The sequence below is a fragment of the Brevundimonas bullata genome (genome assembly GCF_014207965.1).
Lineage (GTDB): Bacteria > Pseudomonadota > Alphaproteobacteria > Caulobacterales > Caulobacteraceae > Brevundimonas > Brevundimonas bullata_A.
This window is the reverse complement of sequence record NZ_JACHLM010000004.1, coordinates 262924-283613: the sequence shown is the minus strand read 5'-3', so window position 1 is coordinate 283613 and position 20690 is coordinate 262924. Positions and strand designations below refer to the sequence as shown.

At 68.0% G+C, this 20690-nt stretch carries 19 protein-coding genes; 7 read left to right on the top strand and 12 right to left on the bottom strand.

Features of this window, described 5'->3' with window-relative positions; genetic code table 11:
- Positions 1-29: 29 nt before the first annotated feature.
- Both HNP51_RS13360 and HNP51_RS13355 read right to left on the bottom strand, forming a co-directional pair.
- Positions 30-1235 (bottom strand): saccharopine dehydrogenase family protein, encoded by a 1206-nt coding sequence (locus tag HNP51_RS13360; protein WP_184271357.1) that lies wholly within the window; start codon positions 1233-1235, stop codon positions 30-32.
- Between the two features lie 118 nt (positions 1236-1353).
- Complete coding sequence (locus HNP51_RS13355) at positions 1354-1917, bottom strand: DUF3828 domain-containing protein (RefSeq protein ID WP_184271354.1); 564 nt, start codon at positions 1915-1917, stop codon at positions 1354-1356.
- Positions 1918-2159: 242 nt separating this feature from the next.
- On the opposite strand from HNP51_RS13355, the gene ileS reads away from it, so the two are divergent.
- Positions 2160-5087, top strand: coding sequence for an isoleucine--tRNA ligase (gene ileS, locus HNP51_RS13350; protein ID WP_184271351.1), 2928 nt, complete (start codon positions 2160-2162; stop codon positions 5085-5087).
- Positions 5088-5137: 50 nt separating this feature from the next.
- On the opposite strand, the gene HNP51_RS13345 is transcribed toward ileS, so the two are convergent.
- Complete coding sequence (locus HNP51_RS13345; RefSeq protein ID WP_184271348.1) at positions 5138-5824, bottom strand: 2OG-Fe(II) oxygenase; 687 nt, start codon at positions 5822-5824, stop codon at positions 5138-5140.
- A gap of 175 nt (positions 5825-5999) precedes the next feature.
- Positions 6000-7268: an EAL domain-containing protein gene (locus tag HNP51_RS13340; protein WP_184271345.1), complete on the bottom strand. Its 1269-nt coding sequence runs from the start codon at positions 7266-7268 to the stop codon at positions 6000-6002.
- 111 nt (positions 7269-7379) lie between these two features.
- Between HNP51_RS13340 and HNP51_RS13335 the strand changes: the two genes are divergently transcribed.
- On the top strand, positions 7380-8150 hold the full coding sequence (locus HNP51_RS13335; RefSeq protein ID WP_184271343.1) for an SDR family NAD(P)-dependent oxidoreductase: 771 nt from the start codon (positions 7380-7382) through the stop codon (positions 8148-8150).
- A gap of 43 nt (positions 8151-8193) precedes the next feature.
- Positions 8194-9108, top strand: a complete 915-nt coding sequence (locus tag HNP51_RS13330; protein ID WP_184271340.1) for a lysophospholipid acyltransferase family protein — start codon at positions 8194-8196, stop codon at positions 9106-9108.
- Here HNP51_RS13330 and HNP51_RS13325 read toward each other — a convergent pair.
- The 3 genes from HNP51_RS13325 to xseA all read right to left on the bottom strand — a co-directional run bounded on the left by HNP51_RS13325 (position 9105) and on the right by xseA (position 11456).
- Complete coding sequence (locus HNP51_RS13325) at positions 9105-9602, bottom strand: response regulator (RefSeq protein WP_184271337.1); 498 nt, start codon at positions 9600-9602, stop codon at positions 9105-9107. The genes HNP51_RS13330 and HNP51_RS13325 overlap by 4 nt on opposite strands.
- 13 nt (positions 9603-9615) lie before the next feature.
- The gene (locus HNP51_RS13320) at positions 9616-9828 is read right to left on the bottom strand and encodes a DUF2093 domain-containing protein (RefSeq protein ID WP_184271334.1); all 213 of its coding nucleotides are present in this window, start codon (positions 9826-9828) and stop codon (positions 9616-9618) included.
- Between the two features lie 134 nt (positions 9829-9962).
- On the bottom strand, positions 9963-11456 hold the full coding sequence (gene xseA, locus HNP51_RS13315) for an exodeoxyribonuclease VII large subunit (protein WP_184271330.1): 1494 nt from the start codon (positions 11454-11456) through the stop codon (positions 9963-9965).
- 65 nt (positions 11457-11521) lie between these two features.
- Here xseA and HNP51_RS13310 point away from each other — a divergent pair, with 65 nt between their 5' ends.
- The 3 genes from HNP51_RS13310 to purD are packed head-to-tail and all read left to right on the top strand — an operon-like array spanning position 11522 to position 13465.
- A complete protein-coding gene (locus tag HNP51_RS13310; protein WP_184271327.1) occupies positions 11522-11683 on the top strand; it encodes a hypothetical protein in 162 nt (53 codons plus the stop codon).
- Positions 11684-11698: 15 nt separating this feature from the next.
- Positions 11699-12139 (top strand): PRC-barrel domain containing protein, encoded by a 441-nt coding sequence (locus tag HNP51_RS13305; protein WP_184271325.1) that lies wholly within the window; start codon positions 11699-11701, stop codon positions 12137-12139.
- 48 nt (positions 12140-12187) lie between these two features.
- A complete protein-coding gene (gene purD, locus HNP51_RS13300; RefSeq protein ID WP_184271322.1) occupies positions 12188-13465 on the top strand; it encodes a phosphoribosylamine--glycine ligase in 1278 nt (425 codons plus the stop codon).
- A gap of 42 nt (positions 13466-13507) precedes the next feature.
- Here the strand turns inward: purD and HNP51_RS13295 are convergent, their stop codons facing one another.
- Positions 13508-14206 carry a murein L,D-transpeptidase catalytic domain-containing protein gene (locus HNP51_RS13295; protein WP_184271319.1) on the bottom strand — a complete coding sequence of 233 codons (699 nt, stop codon included), beginning with the start codon at positions 14204-14206 and terminating at the stop codon, positions 13508-13510.
- A 127-nt stretch (positions 14207-14333) separates the two neighbouring features.
- Between HNP51_RS13295 and HNP51_RS13290 the strand changes: the two genes are divergently transcribed.
- The gene (locus tag HNP51_RS13290; RefSeq protein ID WP_184271316.1) at positions 14334-15650 is read left to right on the top strand and encodes an amidohydrolase family protein; all 1317 of its coding nucleotides are present in this window, start codon (positions 14334-14336) and stop codon (positions 15648-15650) included.
- Positions 15651-15731: 81 nt separating this feature from the next.
- On the opposite strand, the gene lpxK is transcribed toward HNP51_RS13290, so the two are convergent.
- The 4 genes from lpxK to HNP51_RS13270 are packed head-to-tail and all read right to left on the bottom strand — an operon-like array spanning position 15732 to position 20619.
- A complete protein-coding gene (gene lpxK / locus HNP51_RS13285) occupies positions 15732-16769 on the bottom strand; it encodes a tetraacyldisaccharide 4'-kinase (RefSeq protein ID WP_184271313.1) in 1038 nt (345 codons plus the stop codon).
- The gene (locus HNP51_RS13280) at positions 16766-18067 is read right to left on the bottom strand and encodes a 3-deoxy-D-manno-octulosonic acid transferase (protein ID WP_184271310.1); all 1302 of its coding nucleotides are present in this window, start codon (positions 18065-18067) and stop codon (positions 16766-16768) included. The genes lpxK and HNP51_RS13280 overlap by 4 nt, the downstream gene beginning before the upstream one ends.
- 3 nt (positions 18068-18070) lie before the next feature.
- On the bottom strand, positions 18071-18721 hold the full coding sequence (locus HNP51_RS13275) for a lysophospholipid acyltransferase family protein (protein ID WP_260398491.1): 651 nt from the start codon (positions 18719-18721) through the stop codon (positions 18071-18073).
- 32 nt (positions 18722-18753) lie between these two features.
- Positions 18754-20619, bottom strand: coding sequence for an ABC transporter ATP-binding protein (locus HNP51_RS13270; RefSeq protein WP_184271304.1), 1866 nt, complete (start codon positions 20617-20619; stop codon positions 18754-18756).
- Positions 20620-20690 lie beyond the last annotated feature (71 nt).

The window sequence follows — 20690 nt, the reverse complement described above, 5'->3', positions numbered from 1 at the left end:
TTCACTCAGGTCTCTAGAAGGCGAGCATTTTAGAACGCGAGAGGGGCGTCCAGCTCTTCCACGGTCCACGGCAGGCCATGCTTGTTCAGCATGTCCATGAAGGGATCGGGGTCCAGCTGCTCCATGTTGAAGACGCCTTCGCCCTTCCACGTGCCGGTCAGCATCATGGCCGCGCCGATCATGGCCGGAACGCCCGTGGTGTAGCTGACAGCCTGGTTGCCGGTTTCGGCATAGGCGGCTTCGTGGTCGCAGATGTTCTTGACGTAGAAGGTCTTCTGAACGCCGTCCTTCTCGCCGGTGGCGATGGTGCCGATGTTCGTCTTGCCCTTGGTGATCGGACCCAGCGACGAGGGTTCCGGCAGCAGGGCCTTCAGGAACTCGATCGGAATGATCTCGCGGCCCTGGAACATCATCGGCTCGATCGAGGTCATGCCGATGTTTTCCAGCACCTCGAGGTGCTTCAGATAGCTGTCGCCGAAGGTCATCCAGAAGCGGATGCGTTTGATTTCCGGGTAGAACTTGGCCAGCGACTCCAGTTCCTCATGGTACATGAGGTACATGTTCTTCGGGCCGACGCCTTCGAAGTTGAACTCCTGCTTGTGGCTCAGGGCCGGGCCCTCGACCCACTGGCCGTTTTCCCAGTGACGCGACTCAGCGGTCACTTCGCGCAGGTTGATTTCCGGGTTGAAGTTGGTGGCGAAGGGCAGACCCGTGTCGCCGCCGTTGCAGTCCAGGATGTCGAGCGTGTCGATCCGGTCCAGCAGGTGCTTCTTGGTGTAGGTGGCGAAGACCGAGGTCACGCCGGGGTCGAAGCCCGAGCCGAGCAGCGCCATCAGGCCGGCTTCCTTGAACTTGTCCTGGTAAGCCCACTGCCACTTGTATTCGAACTTGGCTTCGTCGCGCGGCTCATAGTTGGCCGTGTCGAGGTAGTTGACGCCGGCGGCCAGGCAGGCGTCCATGATGGCCAGGTCCTGATACGGCAGGGCCAGGTTGACCACCAGGGCCGGCTTGACCGACTGGATCAGGGCCGTGGTCGCGGCGACGTCGTCGGCGTCGATCTGGGCCGTGTCGATGGTCACGCCAAAGCGCGACTTCACGGATTCGGCGATGGCGTCGCACTTGGACTTCGTGCGGCTCGCCAGGGTGATATGCGAGAAGATGTCCGCATTCATCGCCATCTTGTGGACGGCGACAGAGCTGACGCCGCCTGCACCGATAACCAGCACCCTGCTCATGTGTGGCTTCTCCTAGAAGTCTGAAAGGCTTTGGCGACACCGCCGCCGCTATAAGGGGCGGGGCTCTTAACACGATGATGACAGGATCGCTAACGGTCGCGTGTCGCAGGAGTTGCGGTCAGCCCTCCGCACGCTCGGCGATGGCCATCAGCGCGTCATGCAGGGACTGCCCCTTGGCGTCGACGACGTCGGCGATGCGCCACATGGGGCCTTCCTTGACCAGCTTCAGGGTCTGTTGCTGCGTTTCGCCGTGGTTGGTGAAGGTCGCATCGGCCGAGGCCGCCTTCTCGCCGTCGGGCGTCATCTTCAGCCCGGTCAGGGCGAAGCCGTCGGCGTCCTGACAGGCGCAGACGGGGTCATAGTTCAGATAGGGGACCTCATTCCGGGACTGGGCCTCGCGGAAGTCGACGCCGATCAGGGCGTTCAGGGTGCGGGAATAGAGCGGGTCGCGACCGGGGCTGATCGTCGCCGCCGCCGGATCGTTCGCCAGGGGCGCGGCGGCGTTGGCGTAGAGAGCGCGGACGAAGGCCTCGGCGTCCCGCTCGCCCGCAGCATAGATGGCCGCGCGGCCAGTCAGCGGCGCTTCGGCGGCGGGGGCGGGGGCGGGGGCCTTCTCCTCTGCGGGCGAACAGGCCGCCGTCAAAGCCAGCACTGCCGCCGCCGTCATCGCCTGAACGCGCATCTGATCGCCTCCCTCTGTTTGCATCGACTATGGCGCAGGCGCCGCCCGGTCTGCTAGACGGTTTCAACCATGACCGTTCGCGTGATCCGTCCGATTTCGATTAGCCGCCCGGCGTAGCGCCAGGGCCGTAGAGCCCCGCGCACGTCGGGATCGAATATCGCCGATGCCGTCCAACGGCCTTCACGCTAGACTGCGTCCGCGCCGCCTCCTCGGCGCCCGCGCACAAAGACAAAGATTACCCCATGGCCGACGCCACCAACGACACCGCCACTGAAGCATCGGGCCGCGACTATCGCGACACCGTCTTCCTGCCCGAGACGCCCTTCCCCATGCGCGGCGGGCTGCCCAAGAAGGAGCCGGAGATCATCGCCGCCTGGGGCGACCTCTACAGCCACCTGCGCGCGACACGTCAGGCCCAGAAGGCGCCGCTCTACGTCCTGCACGACGGCCCGCCCTACGCCAACGGCGACATCCACATCGGCCATGCCCTGAACAAGACGCTGAAGGACTTCGTGGTCCGCTCGCGCTTCCTGCTGGGTTACGACGTGGACTATGTGCCCGGCTGGGACTGCCACGGTCTGCCGATCGAGTGGAAGATCGAGGAGCAGTTCCGCGCCAAGGGCCGCCGCAAGGACGAGGTCTCCAAGTCGGAGTTCCGCAAGGCCTGCCGTGAATACGCCGCCGGCTGGATCGACGTGCAGCGCGATCAGTTCAAGCGCCTGGGCATCACCGGCGACTTCGACAACCGCTACGCCACCATGGACTTTTCGACCGAGGCGGCCATCGTCGCCGAGTTCCACAAGTTCAAGAACTCGGGCCAGCTGTATCGCGGCTCCAAGCCGGTGATGTGGTCGCCGGTCGAGCGCACGGCCCTGGCCGATGCAGAGGTCGAGTATCACGACCACGTCTCGCCCACGATCTGGGTCAAGTTCCCGGTGGTCGGCGCGACCGACAGCCATCCCGACGACCTGCTGTCCTTCCGCGCGGCCACGCCCTCGGTGGTGATCTGGACGACCACGCCCTGGACCATCCCGGCCAACCGCGCCATCAGCTATGGCCCCGAGATCGCCTATGGCCTCTATGAGGTCACGGCTCTGGAAGAGGGACTGGACTACGAGCCCTGGGCCAAGCCGGGCGATCGCTTCATCATCGCCGACAAGCTGGCCGAGGACGTGTTCAAGGCGGCCAAGATCAGCGGATTCACCCGCGTCGACGCCATCAACCCCTCGGGTCTGGAATGCGCCCATCCGCTGGCGGCGCTGGACAGCGGCTATGGCTTCTCCGTGCCCCTGCTGGCCGGTGACCATGTGACCGATGACGCCGGGACCGGCTTCGTCCACACCGCGCCGGGCCACGGCGCGGACGACTATGCCGTCTGGCTGGCCCACGGCCACCGCGAGGTGCCGGACACGGTGGACGCCGACGGCGCCTATTATGAGCACGTTCCCCTGTTCGCCGGCCTCAAGGTGCTGGAGACCGAGGGCAAGAAGACCGGCAAGTTCGGCCCCGCCAACGGCGCGGTGATGGAAAAGCTGATCGAGGCCGGCAATCTTCTGGCGCGCGGCCGGATGGAGCACTCCTATCCGCACTCGTGGCGCTCCAAGGCCCCCATCATCTTCCGCAACACGCCCCAATGGTTCATCCGCATGGATGAAGAACTGGAAGACGGTGCAACCCTGCGCGACAAGGCCCTGACGGCCATCGACGCCACCGCCTTCCACCCGGCGGCGGGCAAGAACCGCATCCGCTCCATGGTCGAGAGCCGTCCCGACTGGCTGATCAGCCGTCAGCGCGCCTGGGGCACGCCCCTGGCCATGTTCGTGGACAAGCAGACGGGCCAGCCCCTGCATGACCCCGAGGTCGACACCCGCATCCTGAAGGCCGTGTCCGAGGGCGGCGCCGACGCCTGGTTTGATCGGCCTGACGCCGACTTCCTGGGCGCGCACGACGCCGACCGCTTCGAGAAGATCCAGGACATCCTGGACGTCTGGTTCGACTCCGGCTGCACCCACGCCTTCACGTTGGAGGCCCGCGATCCGGCTCACGGCTATGTCGGCGACCGCCCGTCGCACTGGCCCGCCGACCTCTATCTGGAAGGCTCCGACCAGCACCGCGGCTGGTTCCAGTCCAACCTGCTGGAGGGTTCCGGCACGCGCGGTCGCGCCCCCTATGACGCCGTCCTGACCCACGGCTTCACCCAGGACGAGAACGGCGAGAAGATGTCGAAGTCGCGTGGCAACACCACCGACCCGGCCGTCGTCATCAAGGAGTCGGGCGCCGACATCCTGCGCCTCTGGGTCGCCCTGGTGGACTACGCCGAGGACCAGCGGATCGGGAAGCAGATCCTGCAGACCACGGTCGACGCCTACCGCAAGCTGCGCAACACGGTCCGCTATCTGCTGGGCGCCCTGAACGGCTTCGACGAGGCGGAACGCCTTGATCGTTCGGAGATGCCGCCGCTGGAGCAGTTCATCCTGCACCGTCTGTGGGAACTGGACGGTCAGGTGCGTCAGGCCTACGAGGAATACCGCTTCCAGGACGTGGTCCGTCCGGTGCTGGAGTTCTGCTCGGGCGACCTGTCGGCGCTCTATTTCGATGTGCGCAAGGACAGTCTCTACTGCGACCGTCCCGACAGCGTCCGTCGCCGCGCCGCCCGCACGGTGATGGACGAGGTCTTCATGCGCCTGACCGCCTGGCTGGCGCCGCTGACGCCCTTCACCATGGAAGAGGCCTGGACCACGCGCTTCCCGGACGCCGGCAGCAACTGCGCCCGCGTCATCCCGGAAACGCCGGGCGAATGGCGCAACCCCGTCGAGGCTAAACGTTGGGCCGGGGTCAACACGGTGCTGGAAGTCGTCAACGAGGCGCTGGAAGCGGCCCGTCGCGACAAGCTGATCGGCGGGGCGCTGGACGCCTGGCCGGTGGTCACGGCCCCGGCTGACCTGCTGGCCCCGTTCGAGGGTCTGGACGCCGCCGAGGTCTTCCGCACCTCGGGCGCTGAACTTGTGGTCGGCGGCGACGCCGTCACTGTCGAGGTCAAGCTGGCCGACTATCCCAAGTGCGCCCGTTCCTGGCGCCGGGTGCCGGATGTCGGCTCCGACGCCGACTTCCCGGACCTGTCGGCCCGCGACGCCGATGCGGTCCGCTGGCTGGACGCGCAGAAGGCTTAAGGGATGAGGCCCCTTCGTTTCGACGGAGGGGCCTTTTTCTTGATCGGGCTTCAGGCCGCATCATGAAAAATCAGCCCCAGCGTCATCCGCTTGCCCGACCGCACCGTGCTGACCCCGTGGCGCATCTGCACGCGATAGTCGCCGCGCGTCCCTGCAACCGGACGCTCGCGCACGGCGAAGATCACGGCTTCGCCCTGTTTCAGCGGCACGACGTGGGCCTGTGACTGCGATCGCGGCTTCTGCTCGACCAGCACGAACTCCCCGCCTTCGAACTCACCGGGATCGCTGAGCAGGATCGCCGCCTGCAAGGGGAAGACCAGATCGCCATAGAGGTCCTGATGCAGCCGGTTGTAGTCGCCGGGACCGTAGCGCAGCATCAGCGAGGTCGGCCGGGCCTGGCCCGCCGCCCGGCATTGGGCGGTCAGCTCATCGAGACTGTCGGGAAAGCCGGGCCGCTCCAGTCGCGCGGCCCAGCCGTTGGCGATGGGCGCCAGACCCGCATAGAGCCGCGCCCGCAGCCGGGGCAGGGGATCGGGCAACGGATTGTCGAAATACTGATACTCGCCCTGCCCAAAGCCGTGCCGCTGCATGAGGATGCGGCTGCGGAATCGCTCGGGCTGGTCGTAGAGGGCCTGCAGGGCGTAGCAGGTCGCGGGTGTCAACAGCGGGCCGACGACGGCCCAGCCCTGGGCGTTCAGATGATCGGCGATGCGGGGCCAGTCGAGGGTGTCGGTCATATGGACATCGGAACGCGTGGCGGCCCGACTGTCTGGCGGTTTTCGGCTGTTTTTCCCCCGTCATCCCGGCCGGAGCGGAGCCAAGAGCCGGGACCGCCAGGGGCGCGGTGTTTTGAGGGTGGCGTTCTCGGCGGTCCCGGATAGCCCTGCGGGCTTCCGGGATGACGAAAGGGGATCAGAACCGCCGGCGTTGCTCGGCTGACTGCAGCGTGGTGCGTACGAACTCGGCGGGCGGATCGGTTTCGGCCAGGACAGCTTCCTTGATGGCGCGCGGCTCGCCGAACAGGTGGCCCTGGCCCATGCCGATGTCGAGTTCGAGGATGTCGACCACCTGCTTCTCGGTCTCGACCTTCTCGGCGATCAGCTCGAGCCCGTAGCGGCGGGTCAGGGGGGCGAAGTCGGCGGCCTGGATGTCGGGCTGCGAGGCCAGGGGCGTGGCGCCGTCCAGGTCCAGCAGCTGTTCGATCAGCAGGTCGGCGGCCACCTTGATGAAGCGCACGTCCGAGCGTTGCAGGTCGGCGAAGTCCAGATCCAGCGTCTGCACCTTGTCGATGGAGAAGCGGAAGCCCAGGTCGGCCAGCTTGGCCATGTTGCGCGCTTCGGCGGCGCCGCGCGCGTCGAAGGTGGCCTGGCCCAGTTCGAAGATCAGGGCGTCCTTGAGGTCGCGGTTCTGGCTGAGGAAATCGAGGAACTGGGGGAAGAAGGTCTCGTCGCCCAGCGAGGCCAGCGACACGTTGCAGAAGACCCCGACCTTGCGATCCTGACGCGCCAGACGGCGCACGATCTGGGCGCAGCGGAACAGCAGCAGGTTGTCGATGGCGGGCAGCAGGCCCTCGCCCTCGGCCACCGACAGATACTCGGCCGGCATCATGACCCGGTTGGACGGATCGCGCAGCCGGGTGAAGCTTTCGTAGAAGACCGTGCGGCGCTGCGGCAGGGTGACGACCGGCTGCAGATAGAGGTCGACCCGGTTTTCCGTCAGGGCGTCGTGGACGGTTTTCAGCAGGGTGTTCGACTGGACCTGACGGCGGCCCTCAAAGGTGTCGGCGGTGATCGGCGACGACGACAGGCGGTCGTCGATCGACTCGCTCATCTGCTGGATCAGGCCCTCCAGCATTCGCACTTCGCCAGTCAGGGCCTCGGTCTTGGACAGGGCACCGCTTTCGATGGCCTCGGCCAGTTCGGTCAGGGCGCCTTGGGTCGACTCCATCGCATCGGCCAGAAGGCGGTGCGCCTCGCGGACTTTGGCGATCTCCTTGCGCAGGGCGCGACGGTCCAGAACCCCGGCGATGGCAGCGTGCAGGCCCAGCATGACGCCCAGGGCGCCGAGCACGCCGGCGGCCCCAGCGCCCGCGCCCATACCGGCGCGCCAGATCGTCTGCCCGATGGCCAGGGACAGGAACAGGTAGCCGAAGAACAGAAAACCGCCGGTGATCTTGCGCATGGGGCCGGTGTTGAACCGCCTTTCCCGTATGGAATCGGCCAAGTATCAGGGTAACTAGAGGTAACGGCTAGGGTTCGGACACAGAAATCCGACCAAATGGGAGGTTTAGGCGTGGAATTGTTCGATCTGAGCGGCAAGGTCGCCATCATCACCGGCTCGTCCAAGGGCATCGGCAAGGCCATCGCCGAGCGTCTGGCCGAGCACGGCGCCCGCGTCGTCATCTCCTCGCGCAAGGCCGGGCCCTGCGAAGAAGTCGCCGCCGCCATCAATGAAAAGCACGGCGCGGGCCGCGCCGTCGCCATCCCCGCCAACATCGCCTCCAAGGAAGATCTGCAGCGTCTGACGGACGAGACCAACGCCGCGTTCGGCCAGATCGACATCCTGGTCTGCAACGCCGCGACCAATCCCTATGCCGGGCCGATGGCGGGGATCGCCGACGACCAGTTCGAAAAGATTCTTCAGAACAACGTCATCTCCAACCACTGGCTGATCCAGATGGTTGCGCCGCAGATGCTGGAGCGCAAGGACGGCGCGATCCTGATCATCTCCTCGATCGGCGGGCTACGCGGGAACGCCCTGATCGGCGCCTACAACATCTCCAAGGCCGCCGACATGCAGCTGGCGCGCAATCTGGCGGTGGAATACGGCCCGTCGAACGTGCGCGTGAACTGCATCGCGCCTGGCCTGGTCCAGACCGACTTCGCCAAATACCTGTGGGAGAACCCGGAGCTGCTGAAGACCGTGACCGAGCCCGCCCCGCTGAAAAGGATCGGCCAGCCTGATGAAATCGCGGGCACGGCGGTCTATCTGTGCAGCCCTGCCTCGGCCTATGTGACCGGACAGACTCTTGTAGTGGACGGCGGACTGACGATTGCCTGGTGATAGCGACGCGCGCTCAAGTAGCCCCCAGGGCGGCAGCGCCCAGATGAAGGTCCCGTTTCTTCAGGACCTGAACTGGCGGATGGAGGCGGTCGCGTTCAAGGCGCTGTTCGCCTTCCTGCGGGCGCTGGGTGTCGAGGGGGCGTCCGGCTTTGGTGGTCGGCTGTTGCGGACGCTTGGCCCGCTGACGGGCACGCACAAGACGGTGACGCGCAACCTGCGCATCGCCTTTCCCGATATGGACGCCGGCGAGCGGGCTCGACTGGCGATCGACCAGTGGGAGCAGACCGGCCGCACCTTCGCCGAACTGGCGGTCATGGATCGCCTGACGCCGGAAGGCGGGCGTATCGATCTGGTCGGCTTCGAACGGTTGCAGACCATCCGCGACAGCGGACGGCCGGTGGTCTTCGTCTCGGGCCATCTGGCCAATTTCGAAGTGATGGCGGCGGCGATTCTCGCCGCGGGCGTGCCGTGCCAGGTCACCTATCGCGCGGCCAACAACCCCTATGTCGACGCCTTGATCCGCCAGAGCCGCGAGCGCTACGGCATCAAGCTGTTCGCGCCCAAGGGCGACGGCACGCGCGAGCTGATGACGGGCATGAAGCGCGGCGAGTCCATCGCCCTGCTGGTCGATCAGAAGTACAATCAGGGACCCGAGGTCGAGTTCTTCGGCCAACCGGTCAACGCCTCGCCCGGCGCGGCGCGCCTGGCGTTGAAATTCGGCACGGTGATGCAGCCCCTGTCGGTGGTGCGCCTGCCCGGCGTGCGTTTCCGCGTGACTGCGCACGCGCCGATCGCTGTGCCGGACACCGGCGACAAAACCGCCGACATCCTCGCGGGCATTCAGGCGGTCAACCGTTTCGTCGAGGATCGGGTGCGCGAGCATCCGGTGGACTGGTTCTGGGTCCACAAGCGCTGGCCAGCCGAGGTCTATGCGGCGCTGGCGGCGTCCGAGGCCTAGTCGAGCAAGGCGTCGGTGGCGCGCCGGAACGGTCCCGCAAAGTTCTCATTCTGGGTGCGGCGGCGGTCAGGCCCAAAATAGTCCTCGGTCCTGATGAACTCGCGCGGGTGCATGATCACGGACTGGATGCGGGTCAGAAGGGCCAATGGCGTGACTGGCTTCACCAGGAACTCCGTCACGCCGGCATCGCGCGCCTGCGCCACGCGGCGCCGTTCTGAATGCCCGGTCATCATGATGATGGGCAGATAGGGATTGGGGCTATCCGGCGCGGTGCGGATCAGTTGGGTGAAGGTCACCCCGTCCACCGGCAACATCCTGAAATCGACGATGGCCAGATCGGCCGGCCGGGCGTTCAGCGCTTCCAGCGCCGCCGCGCCGTCTGCGACCTCGCGCAGTCTGGTCACGCCGATGGACTTCAGCATGGCGAAGACGATCGACCGCATATTGGGGTTGTCGTCGGCCAGGAGGACGTCGAGTGATTGCAGGGCGGACATGGGTTTGCTGTCGTCAGGCGTCGCGCGCGGCGGCCATGAATTCCAGCGGGCTGGCGTAGGCTTCCTGACGGTCCACTGACCAGTAGCGCAGGGCGGGAAGCGGGATCGGCACGCCGCTGACGGCGCAGGTCACATAGGCACCGGGGCGCAGCACGGCGAACTCGCCGTCGCCGTAATGCAACGTGGCGGGCGAGGGCGAAACGGGAGGCGAAACAGGCGTCGTCATGAACCGATGATTGGCATGCCTCGGCGTGCGAGACGAGAGGTGAATCGCCGTCATCTCAAAGAAGACAAAGTCGTGACGGGCGCGTCCCAACTCGAGCCGCTCACCCGCCGTCGCGGGAGTGAGCGGATGTACGGCTAGAACAGGTCGCCCTGTCCCGCCGTTGACGGCTTGGGACGCGGGGCGGGCTTGGACGCGGGCGGGGCAGCAGGTTGAGCCATCGGCCGAGGCCCCGCGCCTTCGCCGTCGATGGTCGCGCCCCGGGCGCCGTCGCTGAAGACGATGCGCACGGCTTGACCCGGCGACAGGGCGGCGGCCGAGGCGATCATGGCCCCGACCGCGTCCTCGATGCGGGCGAAACCGGGCTTGGGCCGCTTGGGATCGAGGGTGGCCAGAGCCCGCGACAGGGCGGCCAGCCGGGTCTCGTCGCGATCCAGCCGCCGCTTCATCGCCGGGCCGAAACGGTCGGCATAGGCGGCCAGCCGGTCGCCGCGCCGTTCGATGGCGCGGTCCAGCAGGCCCTTGGACAGGCGTCCGCCGACCACGGCCAGCTGGCGCTCATGCACAGCCACGTTGCGGTGCAGGCCCGAGCCCAGACGGCTGGCGGCGTGATCGAGCCGCTGTTGCGGCAGGGCCAGCAGGTCCTCGGGCCGGGCGGGCAGGCCGCGCGCGGCGGCGCGCAGCCGGGTGCGGCGATCCTCCAGCAGGCGCGAACCGGCGCGCGCCAGACGCGCCTCCAGATCGCTCAGCGCCCAGCGCAGGTCGGCCAGAACCGGCGTGGCGATCTCGGCCGCGCCGGTCGGCGTCGGCGCACGGCGGTCGGAAACGAAGTCGATCAGGGTGGTGTCGGTCTCGTGTCCCACGGCCGAGATGATGGGGATGCGGGCCTCGGCCACGGCGCGGGCCAGGGCTTCGTCGTTGAAGCACCACAGGTCCTCGACGGAGCCGCCGCCGCGCGCCACGATCAGCAGGTCGGGGCGGGGGATCGGCCCGTCCGGCGTCATCTGATCGAAGCCGCGAATGGCGTTCGCCACCTGACCGCCGGCGGCGTCGCCCTGAACCACCACCGGCCAGACGATGACGCGGCAGGGCCAGCGCTCGGCGATGCGGTGCAGGATGTCGCGGATCACCGCGCCCGTCGGGCTGGTGATGACGCCGATCGTCGCCGGGAAGGTCGGCAGGGACTTCTTGCGGCTGGGCTCGAAAAGGCCCTCGTCGCGCAGGCGGCCCTTCAAGCGTTCAAGTTGGGCCAGCAGCGCGCCCGCGCCCGCTGGCTCCATGCTCTCGATGACGATCTGATAGGAGGATCGGGCCGGGTAGGAGGTGATCTTGCCGGTGACGATGACTTCCAGCCCGCTTTCCGGCTGGGCGCCCAGACCCTTGACCACGCCCTTCCAGATGACGCCGTCGATGGCGGCCTTGTCGTCCTTCAGCGTCAGATAGACGTGGCCCGAGGCGTGGCGGTTCACCTTGGAGATCTCGCCGCGCAGCCGCACGTGGCCGAAGCGGTCCTCCAGGGTGCGCTTCAGCGCGAAGCTCAGCTCCGAGATCGACAGGGGCGGGTTGTTGTCGCGCGCGGCGGCGGGCGCTTCGGCGGGGCCTTCGAAAGCATAGTCGTTGTCAGAGATCATGGCGTCACCTTAGCCCGTGTCGTCGCGGGCGGGAACGGGCAGCGGCCCCGCTCGTTGGCTTCACCATGGAGCCCGCTGATCCGCCCGGAACCGATCCCGCCGACCGCGCGCCGCGAGAGCATCAGCTGTCGCGACGCAGCAACGCGCCGTCGGTCAGTCCCTGGTTGTTGATCGGCGTCATCCTGCTGCTGGGGGCGGCCATCTATGTGGCCTCGGCCCTGTTCTGAATTGGAGGAAGCCACATGAAGACCTTAGCCCTGACCGCCGTCTCCGCCGCTGCCCTGATGGCTCTGGCCGCCTGCGGCGACAATCGCACCGACGACGTGGTTCAGGCCCCCGCGCCCGGCGCAGCGCCCGCTCCGGTGACCGAGACCCGAGCCGACTTGGCCGCAACCGACGCCGCCCTGGCCTTTGGCATGTCGCGCAAGCAGTTGGAGGACGCCGATCTGATCGCCGCCGACAATACCGACCTGGGTGATGTTGAGGTCCTGGTGCTGGACGCCGCGGGCAAACTGACCCATCTGGTGGTCGAACTGGACGGACCTGGCGACGTCAAGGTGCAGGTGCCGGTTGATCAGGTTCGCGGCCTGGCGCGCAACAACGGCGCCGACAAGGACCTCACCACCGACCTGACGGCGCAGCAGCTGGCGGCCCTGCCGCGCTGGACGCCGCCGGCGCAGTAACCCTTTCTCCCGCTTGACCGCGGCGGCTGGGCCGGTCATTTCGCGATCATGAACATTCTGCTCGTCGGATCGGGAGGGCGTGAGCACGCCCTGGCCTGGAAAATAGCCCAGTCGCCGCTGGTAACGCGGCTCGTCGCCGCGCCCGGCAATCCGGGCATGGCCAGGCACGCCGAGCTGCGGCCCGAGTTCAAGGCCACCGACGCCGAGGGCCTGGCCGCCCTGGCGCGTGAGATGAAGGCGGATCTGGTCGTGGTCGGACCGGAATCGGCCCTGGCCGAGGGTCTGGCCGACCGGCTGAATGCGGCGGGCATCCCCTGCTTCGGCCCGACCGCCAAGGCGGCGCAACTGGAAACGTCGAAAGCCTTCTCCAAGGCCTTCCTGCAACGCCACGGCATCCCGACGGCGGGTTACGGCGTCTATGAGGACACCGCCTCGGCCAAGGCAGCGCTGAACAACTATTCCGCCCCCTATGTCATCAAGGCCGACGGCCTGGCGGCGGGTAAGGGCGTGGCCATCAGCCCCGACAGGCAGGACGCCGAGGCCGAGATCGAGCGGATGCTGGGCGGGCGCTTCGGCTCGGCCGGCTCGCGCGTCGTCATCGAAGAGTTCATGGACGGCGAGGAGGGCTCGCTGTTCGCCCTGTGCGACGGCCAGCGGGCCGTCTTGTTCGGCGGCGCCCAGGACCACAAGCGCGCATTCGACGGCGACATGGGACCGAACACGGGCGGCATGGGCGCCTATTCCCCGGCGCCGGTCTTCACCCCCGAACTGGTGCAGCAGGCCGACGAACGCGTGGTGCAGCCGACCATCCGCATGATGGCCGCCGAGGGCGCGCCCTATCGCGGCGTCCTCTACGCCGGTCTGATGGCGACGAGCGAAGGCCCCAAGGTGGTCGAGTTCAACGCCCGCTTCGGCGACCCGGAATGCCAGGTGCTGATGATGCGCTTCGACGGCGACATCGTGCCCCTGCTGCTGGCCTGCGCCCGCGGCGACCTGACTAAGGCGCCGGCCCCCCGGTTCAAGGACGGGGTGGTCATCTGTGTGGTTCTGGCGGCCAAGGGCTATCCCGACAGCCCGCTGGAGGGTTCGGTCATCCGCGGCGCCGATCAGGACTTCGGGCCACACGTCCAGGTCTTCCATGCGGGAACCAGGAAGCGCGAGGACGGGACGCTGACAGCCGCTGGTGGTCGTGTGCTGAACGTTTGCGCCTATGGCGCCGACATCGCCGAGGCCCGGACGCGCGCCTATGAAGCCATCGCCAAGATCGACTGGCCGGGCGGCTTCAACCGAACCGACATCGGCTGGCGGGCGCTGGAGCCGCGTTAAGCGGCTCTGGTCAGTGTGGCCGCGTTAAGCGGCTGCACTCGCTCAGGCCATGGCGAACAGCAGCCGACCGTCGCCCATGCGTTCGCGCAGGGGCGCCAGGTCGGCGTGGGACACCGAGAAGCAGCCGTAGGACCGACCCAGCTTGCCCTCCCGAGCCAGGAAGGCCGGGTCGGCGTAGTCCGCGCCGTGGATGATGATGGCGCGTTCGCGGGCGCGGTTGTTGGAATACTCCAGCCCGTCCAGCAGGACGTTCGGCCCCTGTTGGCTGCCCCAGCTGGCGCCTGCCGTGGCGTAGGCGCCGATGGACGACATATGGCTGTCCATCTGGTTCGAGAAGCGCTGGGCGAAGCCCGAGTGCGCCGGGTCGGAGCCACGACCGTGGCTGGTGCGATAGGCCGTGACCCAGCCGCCTTCCAGATCGACCTCGTAGAAGCGGTCCTCGCCCGAGAACTTCTGGAAATCGACCAGATACATCCGGTCGCGCTTGGAAATCTTGTGTCCGTGAGTGTCCAGCGCGGCCTGGGCGCGCTCCATCAGGTCCTGGCGCACGATCCCGTGCGGGTCGATGACCGGGCCGCTGACCTTGGCCAAGGTGGCGGGCTGCGGCGCGACGGTCGGGACCGGAACGATCGGAAGGCTGGCAGGCGCAGCGCCGGCGAGCTGAACGGTAGAGGCGGCGGAAGTACATCCCGCCAACAGGGCCGAACCGCCCAAGATCAAGCCACGTCTGGATAGCCGCATGCGACGCCCCTCGCACATTTAAACAACTGTGACGGCTTGTTTCACGAAGCCCCGTAACGACGCAACCTGAGCCTTGGCGAAAGCCGACGAGCGTCTAAGGTGAAAGCTGGAGTTCTGGGAGGGACCGATGAAGAAACTGGCCTTGATTGTGACCGTCGCCGTTCTGGCGGCGACGTCGGCGCAGGCACAGCAAGCCCCCGCGGTCGCTGCCGTTTCTGGGGAACAGCCGACCACGTTCGTCCAAGTGGGGCGGCTTCTGGCCGATCCCGCCAGCGGTCGGGTGCTGCGAGATAAAACTCTCGTGATCAGAGGGAACCAGGTCATCGAAATCCGCGACGGCTTCGTCGGCGACGGCAAGGTGGTCGATCTGCGCGGCGCCTTCGTCCTGCCTGGCCTGATCGACAGCCATGTCCACCTGACCGGCCAATCCAGCCCCACCGGGCGTCTGGACGAGGTGACGGAATCGAACGCCACCCAGGCCATGGTCGGGGCACGCTACGCCCGACGCACTCTCAACGCCGGCTTCACCACGGTGGCTGATCTGGGGGCCAGCAACGAGGCCATCTTCGCGCTGCGCGACGCCGTGCGGCGCGGCGACGTGCCGGGACCGCGCATCATCGCCTCGGGTTCGGCGGTGTCGGTCCACGGCGGACACGGCGACATCAACGGCTATCGCGAGGACGTCATGCACGTCCTGTCGCCGGAAAGCGTCTGTTCGGGCGTCGAGGACTGCATGCGCGCTGTCCGGCTTCAGGTCCGCAGCGGCGCCGACATCATCAAGATCACCGCCACCGGCGGCGTCCTGTCCAACACCGCGGCCGGTCTGGCCCAGCAGTTCAGCGAAGACGAACTGGCCGCCATCGTCGCCTCGGCCCACCGAATGGGGCGTCAGGTCACGGCCCACGCCCACGGCGTCGACGGCATCAACGCCTTCCTCAAGGCGGGCGGCGATTCCATCGAACACGGCACCTATCTCGATGACGAGTCCATGCGGCTGTTCAAGGCGCACAACGCCTGGCTGGTCCCGACCCTGATGGCCGGCGACTATGTGGCGCGCGTCGCCGCCAGGCCGGACAACTACTTCACCCCGGCACAGACGGCCAAGGCGCTGGAAGCCGGACCCAAGATGCTGGACATGGCGCGACGGGCGCACGCAGGCGGGGTTCGCATCGCCTTTGGCACCGACACCGGCGTCTCGGCCCACGGCGACAACGCCCAGGAGTTCGCCCTGCTGGTTCGCGCCGGCCTGACCCCGCTGGAGGCCATCCAGTCCGCCACCGTCGGCGCCGCCGAACACCTGAAGATCTCGAACGAAGCCGGTCGTCTGGCGCCGGGCATGCCCGCCGACCTGATCGCCGTCTCGGGCGATCCGCTCAGCGACGTCACCGAACTGGAGCGCGTCCGCTTCGTGATGAAGAACGGCCAGGTCTTCCGCGCCGATTGAATCCTTCTCCCCCTGTGGGAGAAGGTGGCCCGCGGTCGAATGAAGGGCGGCGTCAGCAAGCGCGGCGCGACCCCTCATCCGTCAGCCTCCGGCTGCCACCTTCTCCCGCAAGGGGAGAAGGAATGAGCGCAGCAATTCAACAAAAGCCTCCTCATCCGCGAACTTCGCCGCGACCGGCCAGGAAACGATCCGGTCGCGCCATTTCGGCGGCAGACGCACCCAGTCCTTCTCCGTCGTGACCAGCCCCGCCTCGAACAGGGAGGCTCGATCCGTCAGCAGGGCGAAGTCGCGCTCTGACAAGGCCGCGTGATCGGGGAAGGGTACGAAGTCCTTCAGGTCGCAGCCGGCGGCGATCAGCGACCGCTCCACCTTCCACGGCTTGGCGATGCCGGCAAAGCCGACCTGAGGCCCCGCAGGCGGGGCGGCGGCGGGTTCCAGCCGGGCGATGAAGACGGGCAGGGCGCCGAAGGTTTCGACTAACTCAGGATCGGCCTCGGCCAGGTCGGCGGGCAGCAGGATGACGACGGCGTCGGCGCGGGCTAGTCCCGCCTTCAGCGGCTCGCGCATCGGGCCAGAGGGAAAGACCGAGCCGTCGCCAAAGGGCCATTCGTCGCCGCGCGTCTCGCCGTCCACCACGATCAGGCTCAGGGTCTTCTTCAGCGTCGGGTTCTGATGGGCGTCGTCCAGCACCAGGGCCTCGGCGCCCGCCGCCACGGCGGCCTGGGCTCCGGCGACGCGGTCGCGGGCGATCCAGGCGGGCGCGTCGGCGGCCAGCATCAGCGGCTCGTCGCCCACCTCGGCGGCGGTGTGGACGGCCAGATCGACCTGAACCGGCCCCTCCAGCGTCCCGCCGTAGCCGCGCGACAGGGCTGCGGCCTTGATCCCTTGCGTGTGCAGCAGGCGCAGCACCTCGCGCGCGATGGGCGTCTTGCCCGAGCCGCCCACAGTCAGATTACCGATGGAGATGACCGGCGCGCCGGGATCGACCGGCGCGGCCTTGGCGATGCGGCGCGCGGTGACGCCAGCCCAGATCCACGAGGCGGGCTTGAGCAGCATCCGCGCCACCGGGGCATGGCGGCGGTCGCGGCTGTACCACCAGCGGGGCGTGTTCAGCTTCATCGACGGCCTCGCGAGGGGGCGGCGGGCAGGTGGGCCTGAAGCGCCAGCCACAGGCGGTCCAGCCCCGCGGCGGCCTCGGCGGCGGCGCGGCGGCCGCGTTCGCCCATGTCGCGAGCGGCGTCGGGATCGGCCAGCAGGGGGCCGACGACGCTGGGCAGTTCGGACGGCGACAGCACAGAGATCAGCCCCCCGGATGACTTCAGCATCCGCGTCACGGCGGCCCAGTTGCTGGCGTCGGGGCCGGTGACGACCGGCTTGCCCAGACGGGCCGGCTCCAGCGGATTATGCCCGCCGACGGCCCCGCCGCCCAGCGCGGGCGCGAACGACCCGCCCATGACCACCACATCAGCCAGCCGCATGAACAGGCCCAGTTCACCCAGCGTGTCGGCCAGATAGATGTCGGTCTGATCCGTGATCGGCTGGCGCTGGCTGCGCCGGGCGAAGCTGTAGCCGTCCTGGGCCAGCGACCGCGCGATCTCGTCGGCGCGATCCGGGTGGCGCGGCACGACGATCAGGAACAGCCGGTCGGCCAGATGATCCAGCGCCCCGACGATGGCCATTTCCTCGTGCTCGTGGGTGCTGGCGGCGACGACGACGGGTCGGTCGTCGATCAGGGCCGACAGGCGGCCGAACTCGCCCTGATCATAGGGCAGGGGCTCGCCCGACAGCTTCAGGTTCACCTGACCGTCGACGCGGGCGCCCAGGGACGTCAGCCGGTCGGCGCTGGCCTGATCTTGGGGCCAGACGTGAGCGAATGTCGCCATCAGGGCGCGAGCCATGCCGGGGGCCTTCTTCCAGCCCTCGGCGGTCTTGTCGGTGATGCGGGCGCTGACGAGGGCCAGGGCTGTTCCGCGCTTCTTCGCCGCCATCAGCAGATTGGGCCACAGTTCGCTCTCGACAAAGACGCCGACGGTGGGCCGCCAGTGGTCGAGGAAGGCGGCGACGGCGCCGGGACTGTCCACGGGTGCGAACTGGTGGATGACGCCGGGCGGCAGGCGTTTGGCCAGAATCTGCGCCGATGTCAGGGTCCCGGTCGTGACCAGAACCGTCACGTCGGGGCGCTCCTTACGGATGCGCTCGGCCAGCGGCAGGATGGACAGGGCCTCGCCGACACTGACGCCGTGAATCCAGATCAGCGGCCCGGCGGGGCGGGCGACGCCGGCCAGCCCCAGCCGCTCGTCGACGCGCTGGGGGTCTTCCTTGCCCTGCTTGACGCGGGCGTCGAGCAGGCGCGGGGCCAAAGGCTCGATCAGGCGGGTCAGCAGGCGATAGGCGATCAGGGCGGGGCTGAAGATCACGGCCTAGATCCGCTCCAGCCCGGTGAGCGCATCGGCGCGGGCCTCGACGGCGGTCAGGCGTTCGGTCCAGTCGGCGGCGACCTCGGCCATCTCGGCGCCTTCGGGATACCAGGCCTTGTCCCAGACGACCGCGCCCTTGCCGAAGGGCAGCGGCAGGACCGCCCGGTCCCAGCTGTTCAGGCGAATCGCGGGCTTGCAAGAAACGCCGATGAAGAGGACGGGTGCGCCCGACAGCTTGGCCATCAGGGGCAGGCCCTCGGCCATATGGCGCGCCGGTCCGCGCGGGCCGTCGGGGGTGACGGCCAGGCCGCCGACCTTCAACTGTTTCAGGCCGTCGCGCAGAGCCTGCGTCCCGCCCTTGGCCTGCTTGGCCTTGTCCTTGTTGCTGGACGATCCGCGCACGGCGGGGATGCCAAGACGCGCCACGGCCTTGGTGAAGAACTCGCCGTCGGGACTGAGCGAGACCAGACCCTTGATCGGCTGCGCCCGCTTCATCGGCCAGGAGGCCGGCGCGAGGGCCAGCCGCGCGTGCCAGAAGGCGCACAGCACGCCGCCGCCCTCGGCCCAGACCTCTTCGGCGACCTGCTGGTTTTCATGTTCCCAGCGGATGGTGGCGTAGCAGAACCGCATCCACTCCGAGAGAATCCAGGCCATGGAGGTCTGGATCACAGGATTGCGTAGCGGCCTCATGCGCCGGTCTCGTCGGGCAGGGGCGAGGCGATGACGGGAAGCGGGCCGTCCAGCGACTGCTGCCGCGCCAGTCGGGCGTAGAGGCCGCCCTTTTTGACCAGGCTGGCGTGGGTTCCCTGTTCGACCACACGCCCTGCATCGATGACATAGATGCGGTCGGCGTTCTGAACCGTGGACAGGCGGTGGGCGATCATCAGGGTGGCGCGACCGTGCATCAGCCGCTCCAGCGCCGCCTGGACCAGGGCCTCGCTCTCGGTGTCCAGCGCGCTTGTGGCCTCGTCCAGCAACAGGATCGGGGCGTCCTTCAGGAAGGCGCGGGCGATGGCGACGCGCTGGCGCTGACCGCCCGACAGCCGCATCCCCGCCTCGCCGACGCGGGTGGCGTAGCCCTCGGGCAGGGCGGTGATGAAGTCGTGGGCGGCGGCGGACCGGGCGGCCTCGATGATCTGTTCGGCGGTGGCGCCCTTGCGGCCATAGGCGATGTTGGCGGCGATGGTGTCGTCAAACAGGAAGGGCTCCTGCGTCACCAGGGCGATGTGATCGCGCAGGGACTGCAGCTTCAGCTCGCGGACATCGCGACCGTTGATCGTCACCGCCCCGGCGGTCACGTCATAGAAGCGCGGCAGCAGTGACAGGATGGTGGACTTGCCGCCGCCCGACGGCCCCACCAGAGCAATGGTCTCGCCCGGCGCGACGTGCAGGCTGACGTCCGACAGGGTCGGCGCGGCCCCGTCCTCGCGGGTCTGATAGGCGAAGGAGACGTGATCCAGGGCGACGGTGACCGGGCCGGTCTCCAGCTCGATGGCGTTGGACGCCTCGCGGATTTCCGGCTCGATATCCAGGGCGGTGAACAGGCGGCGCGCGGCGGTCAGGCCCTCGCTGAGGACCGTGGTCAGGTTGGTCACCTGACGCAGGGCCTGACCGGCCAGCAGCAGCATGCCGATGAATGAGGCGAAGGCGCCGACCGTCATCTGGCCCTGGCTGGCGCTCCACCCGGCATAGGCCATGACGGCGGCGACGATGCCATAGGCGACGATGTCGCTGGCTGGGCCGGCGAAGGCGCGGCTGTCGGAGCCCTTGATGATATGGCGTTGGCGCCGGGCGATGACCTCGCCGACGCGGGCTTCCTCGGCGGCTTCGCGGTTTTCGATCTTGATGACCCGAACGCCGTCCAGGTTCTCCATCAGGGCGCTGGACAGGGCCTCGGTCTCGACCATGGCTCCGCGTGCGGCCTTGCGCGATTTCTGGCCGAAGCGACGGATGATCCAGCTGACCACGGGCACGCCCAGCAGGACGATCAGCGTCAGCGGCAGATCGATGAAGCCCATGGCGATGATGACGCCCAGCAGCATGAGCGCGTTCTGGGTGTAGTTGACCACGCCCGAGGTGAAGGCTTCGCGCACCAGGTTGGCGTCGAACAGGACGGACGAGACGAAGCTGCCCGAATGCTGGCCGCGCAGACGCGACAGGTCGGCCCGGATCATGCCCGAGAAGAGCTGTCGCTGAATGTCGCCGACGATGCCGTGGCCCAGGCGGTTCACCAGCGCCGATTGCGCCGCCATGGCCAGTGAACGGATCACCGCCACCATGATGATGAACAGCGGGATGAGGATCAGCACCTTGTCCGACGGGATGGTGACCAGGCCCCAGACCTCCACCGGGCCTTCGTGCTTGGTGAACAGCAGGTCGATCGCCGGTTCCAGGAACTTGAGCAGCAGGGCCGTCAGACCGCCCGAAACGGCCGCGAAGAACATGGAGGCGAAGAAGGCGCGCTTGTGCCGGGACAGGTAGTCGCGCCAGATGCGGCCCAGAAGCGGCCGCAGCGGTTCGCGGGTGTCGGAGGCGGGCGCAGGAACAGTCATTGGCTCTCGGTCGAACGGGACGGGCGTCAAGTCAAGCCGCCGCCGTCAAGCTGAGGGTGACGCCGGGCGGT

What these genes read in the sequence shown, in the direction of transcription:
- ileS (WP_184271351.1), top strand. Translation starts at nt 2,160, where the DNA reads ATGGCCGACGCCACCAACGACACCGCCACTGAAGCATCGGGCCGCGAC.
- HNP51_RS13325 (WP_184271337.1), bottom strand. Translation starts at nt 9,602, where the DNA reads ATGTCCGCCCTGCAATCACTCGACGTCCTCCTGGCCGACGACAACCCC.
- purD (WP_184271322.1), top strand. Translation starts at nt 12,188, where the DNA reads ATGAACATTCTGCTCGTCGGATCGGGAGGGCGTGAGCACGCCCTGGCC.
- HNP51_RS13340 (WP_184271345.1), bottom strand. Translation starts at nt 7,268, where the DNA reads ATGCGCAAGATCACCGGCGGTTTTCTGTTCTTCGGCTACCTGTTCCTG.
- HNP51_RS13320 (WP_184271334.1), bottom strand. Translation starts at nt 9,828, where the DNA reads ATGACGACGCCTGTTTCGCCTCCCGTTTCGCCCTCGCCCGCCACGTTG.
- HNP51_RS13290 (WP_184271316.1), top strand. Translation starts at nt 14,334, where the DNA reads ATGAAGAAACTGGCCTTGATTGTGACCGTCGCCGTTCTGGCGGCGACG.
- HNP51_RS13330 (WP_184271340.1), top strand. Translation starts at nt 8,194, where the DNA reads ATGAAGGTCCCGTTTCTTCAGGACCTGAACTGGCGGATGGAGGCGGTC.
- HNP51_RS13355 (WP_184271354.1), bottom strand. Translation starts at nt 1,917, where the DNA reads ATGCGCGTTCAGGCGATGACGGCGGCGGCAGTGCTGGCTTTGACGGCG.
- HNP51_RS13360 (WP_184271357.1), bottom strand. Translation starts at nt 1,235, where the DNA reads ATGAGCAGGGTGCTGGTTATCGGTGCAGGCGGCGTCAGCTCTGTCGCC.
- HNP51_RS13295 (WP_184271319.1), bottom strand. Translation starts at nt 14,206, where the DNA reads ATGCGGCTATCCAGACGTGGCTTGATCTTGGGCGGTTCGGCCCTGTTG.
- HNP51_RS13345 (WP_184271348.1), bottom strand. Translation starts at nt 5,824, where the DNA reads ATGACCGACACCCTCGACTGGCCCCGCATCGCCGATCATCTGAACGCC.
- HNP51_RS13310 (WP_184271327.1), top strand. Translation starts at nt 11,522, where the DNA reads ATGGAGCCCGCTGATCCGCCCGGAACCGATCCCGCCGACCGCGCGCCG.
- HNP51_RS13270 (WP_184271304.1), bottom strand. Translation starts at nt 20,619, where the DNA reads ATGACTGTTCCTGCGCCCGCCTCCGACACCCGCGAACCGCTGCGGCCG.
- lpxK (WP_184271313.1), bottom strand. Translation starts at nt 16,769, where the DNA reads ATGAAGCTGAACACGCCCCGCTGGTGGTACAGCCGCGACCGCCGCCAT.
- xseA (WP_184271330.1), bottom strand. Translation starts at nt 11,456, where the DNA reads ATGATCTCTGACAACGACTATGCTTTCGAAGGCCCCGCCGAAGCGCCC.
- HNP51_RS13275 (WP_260398491.1), bottom strand. Translation starts at nt 18,721, where the DNA reads ATGGCCTGGATTCTCTCGGAGTGGATGCGGTTCTGCTACGCCACCATC.
- HNP51_RS13305 (WP_184271325.1), top strand. Translation starts at nt 11,699, where the DNA reads ATGAAGACCTTAGCCCTGACCGCCGTCTCCGCCGCTGCCCTGATGGCT.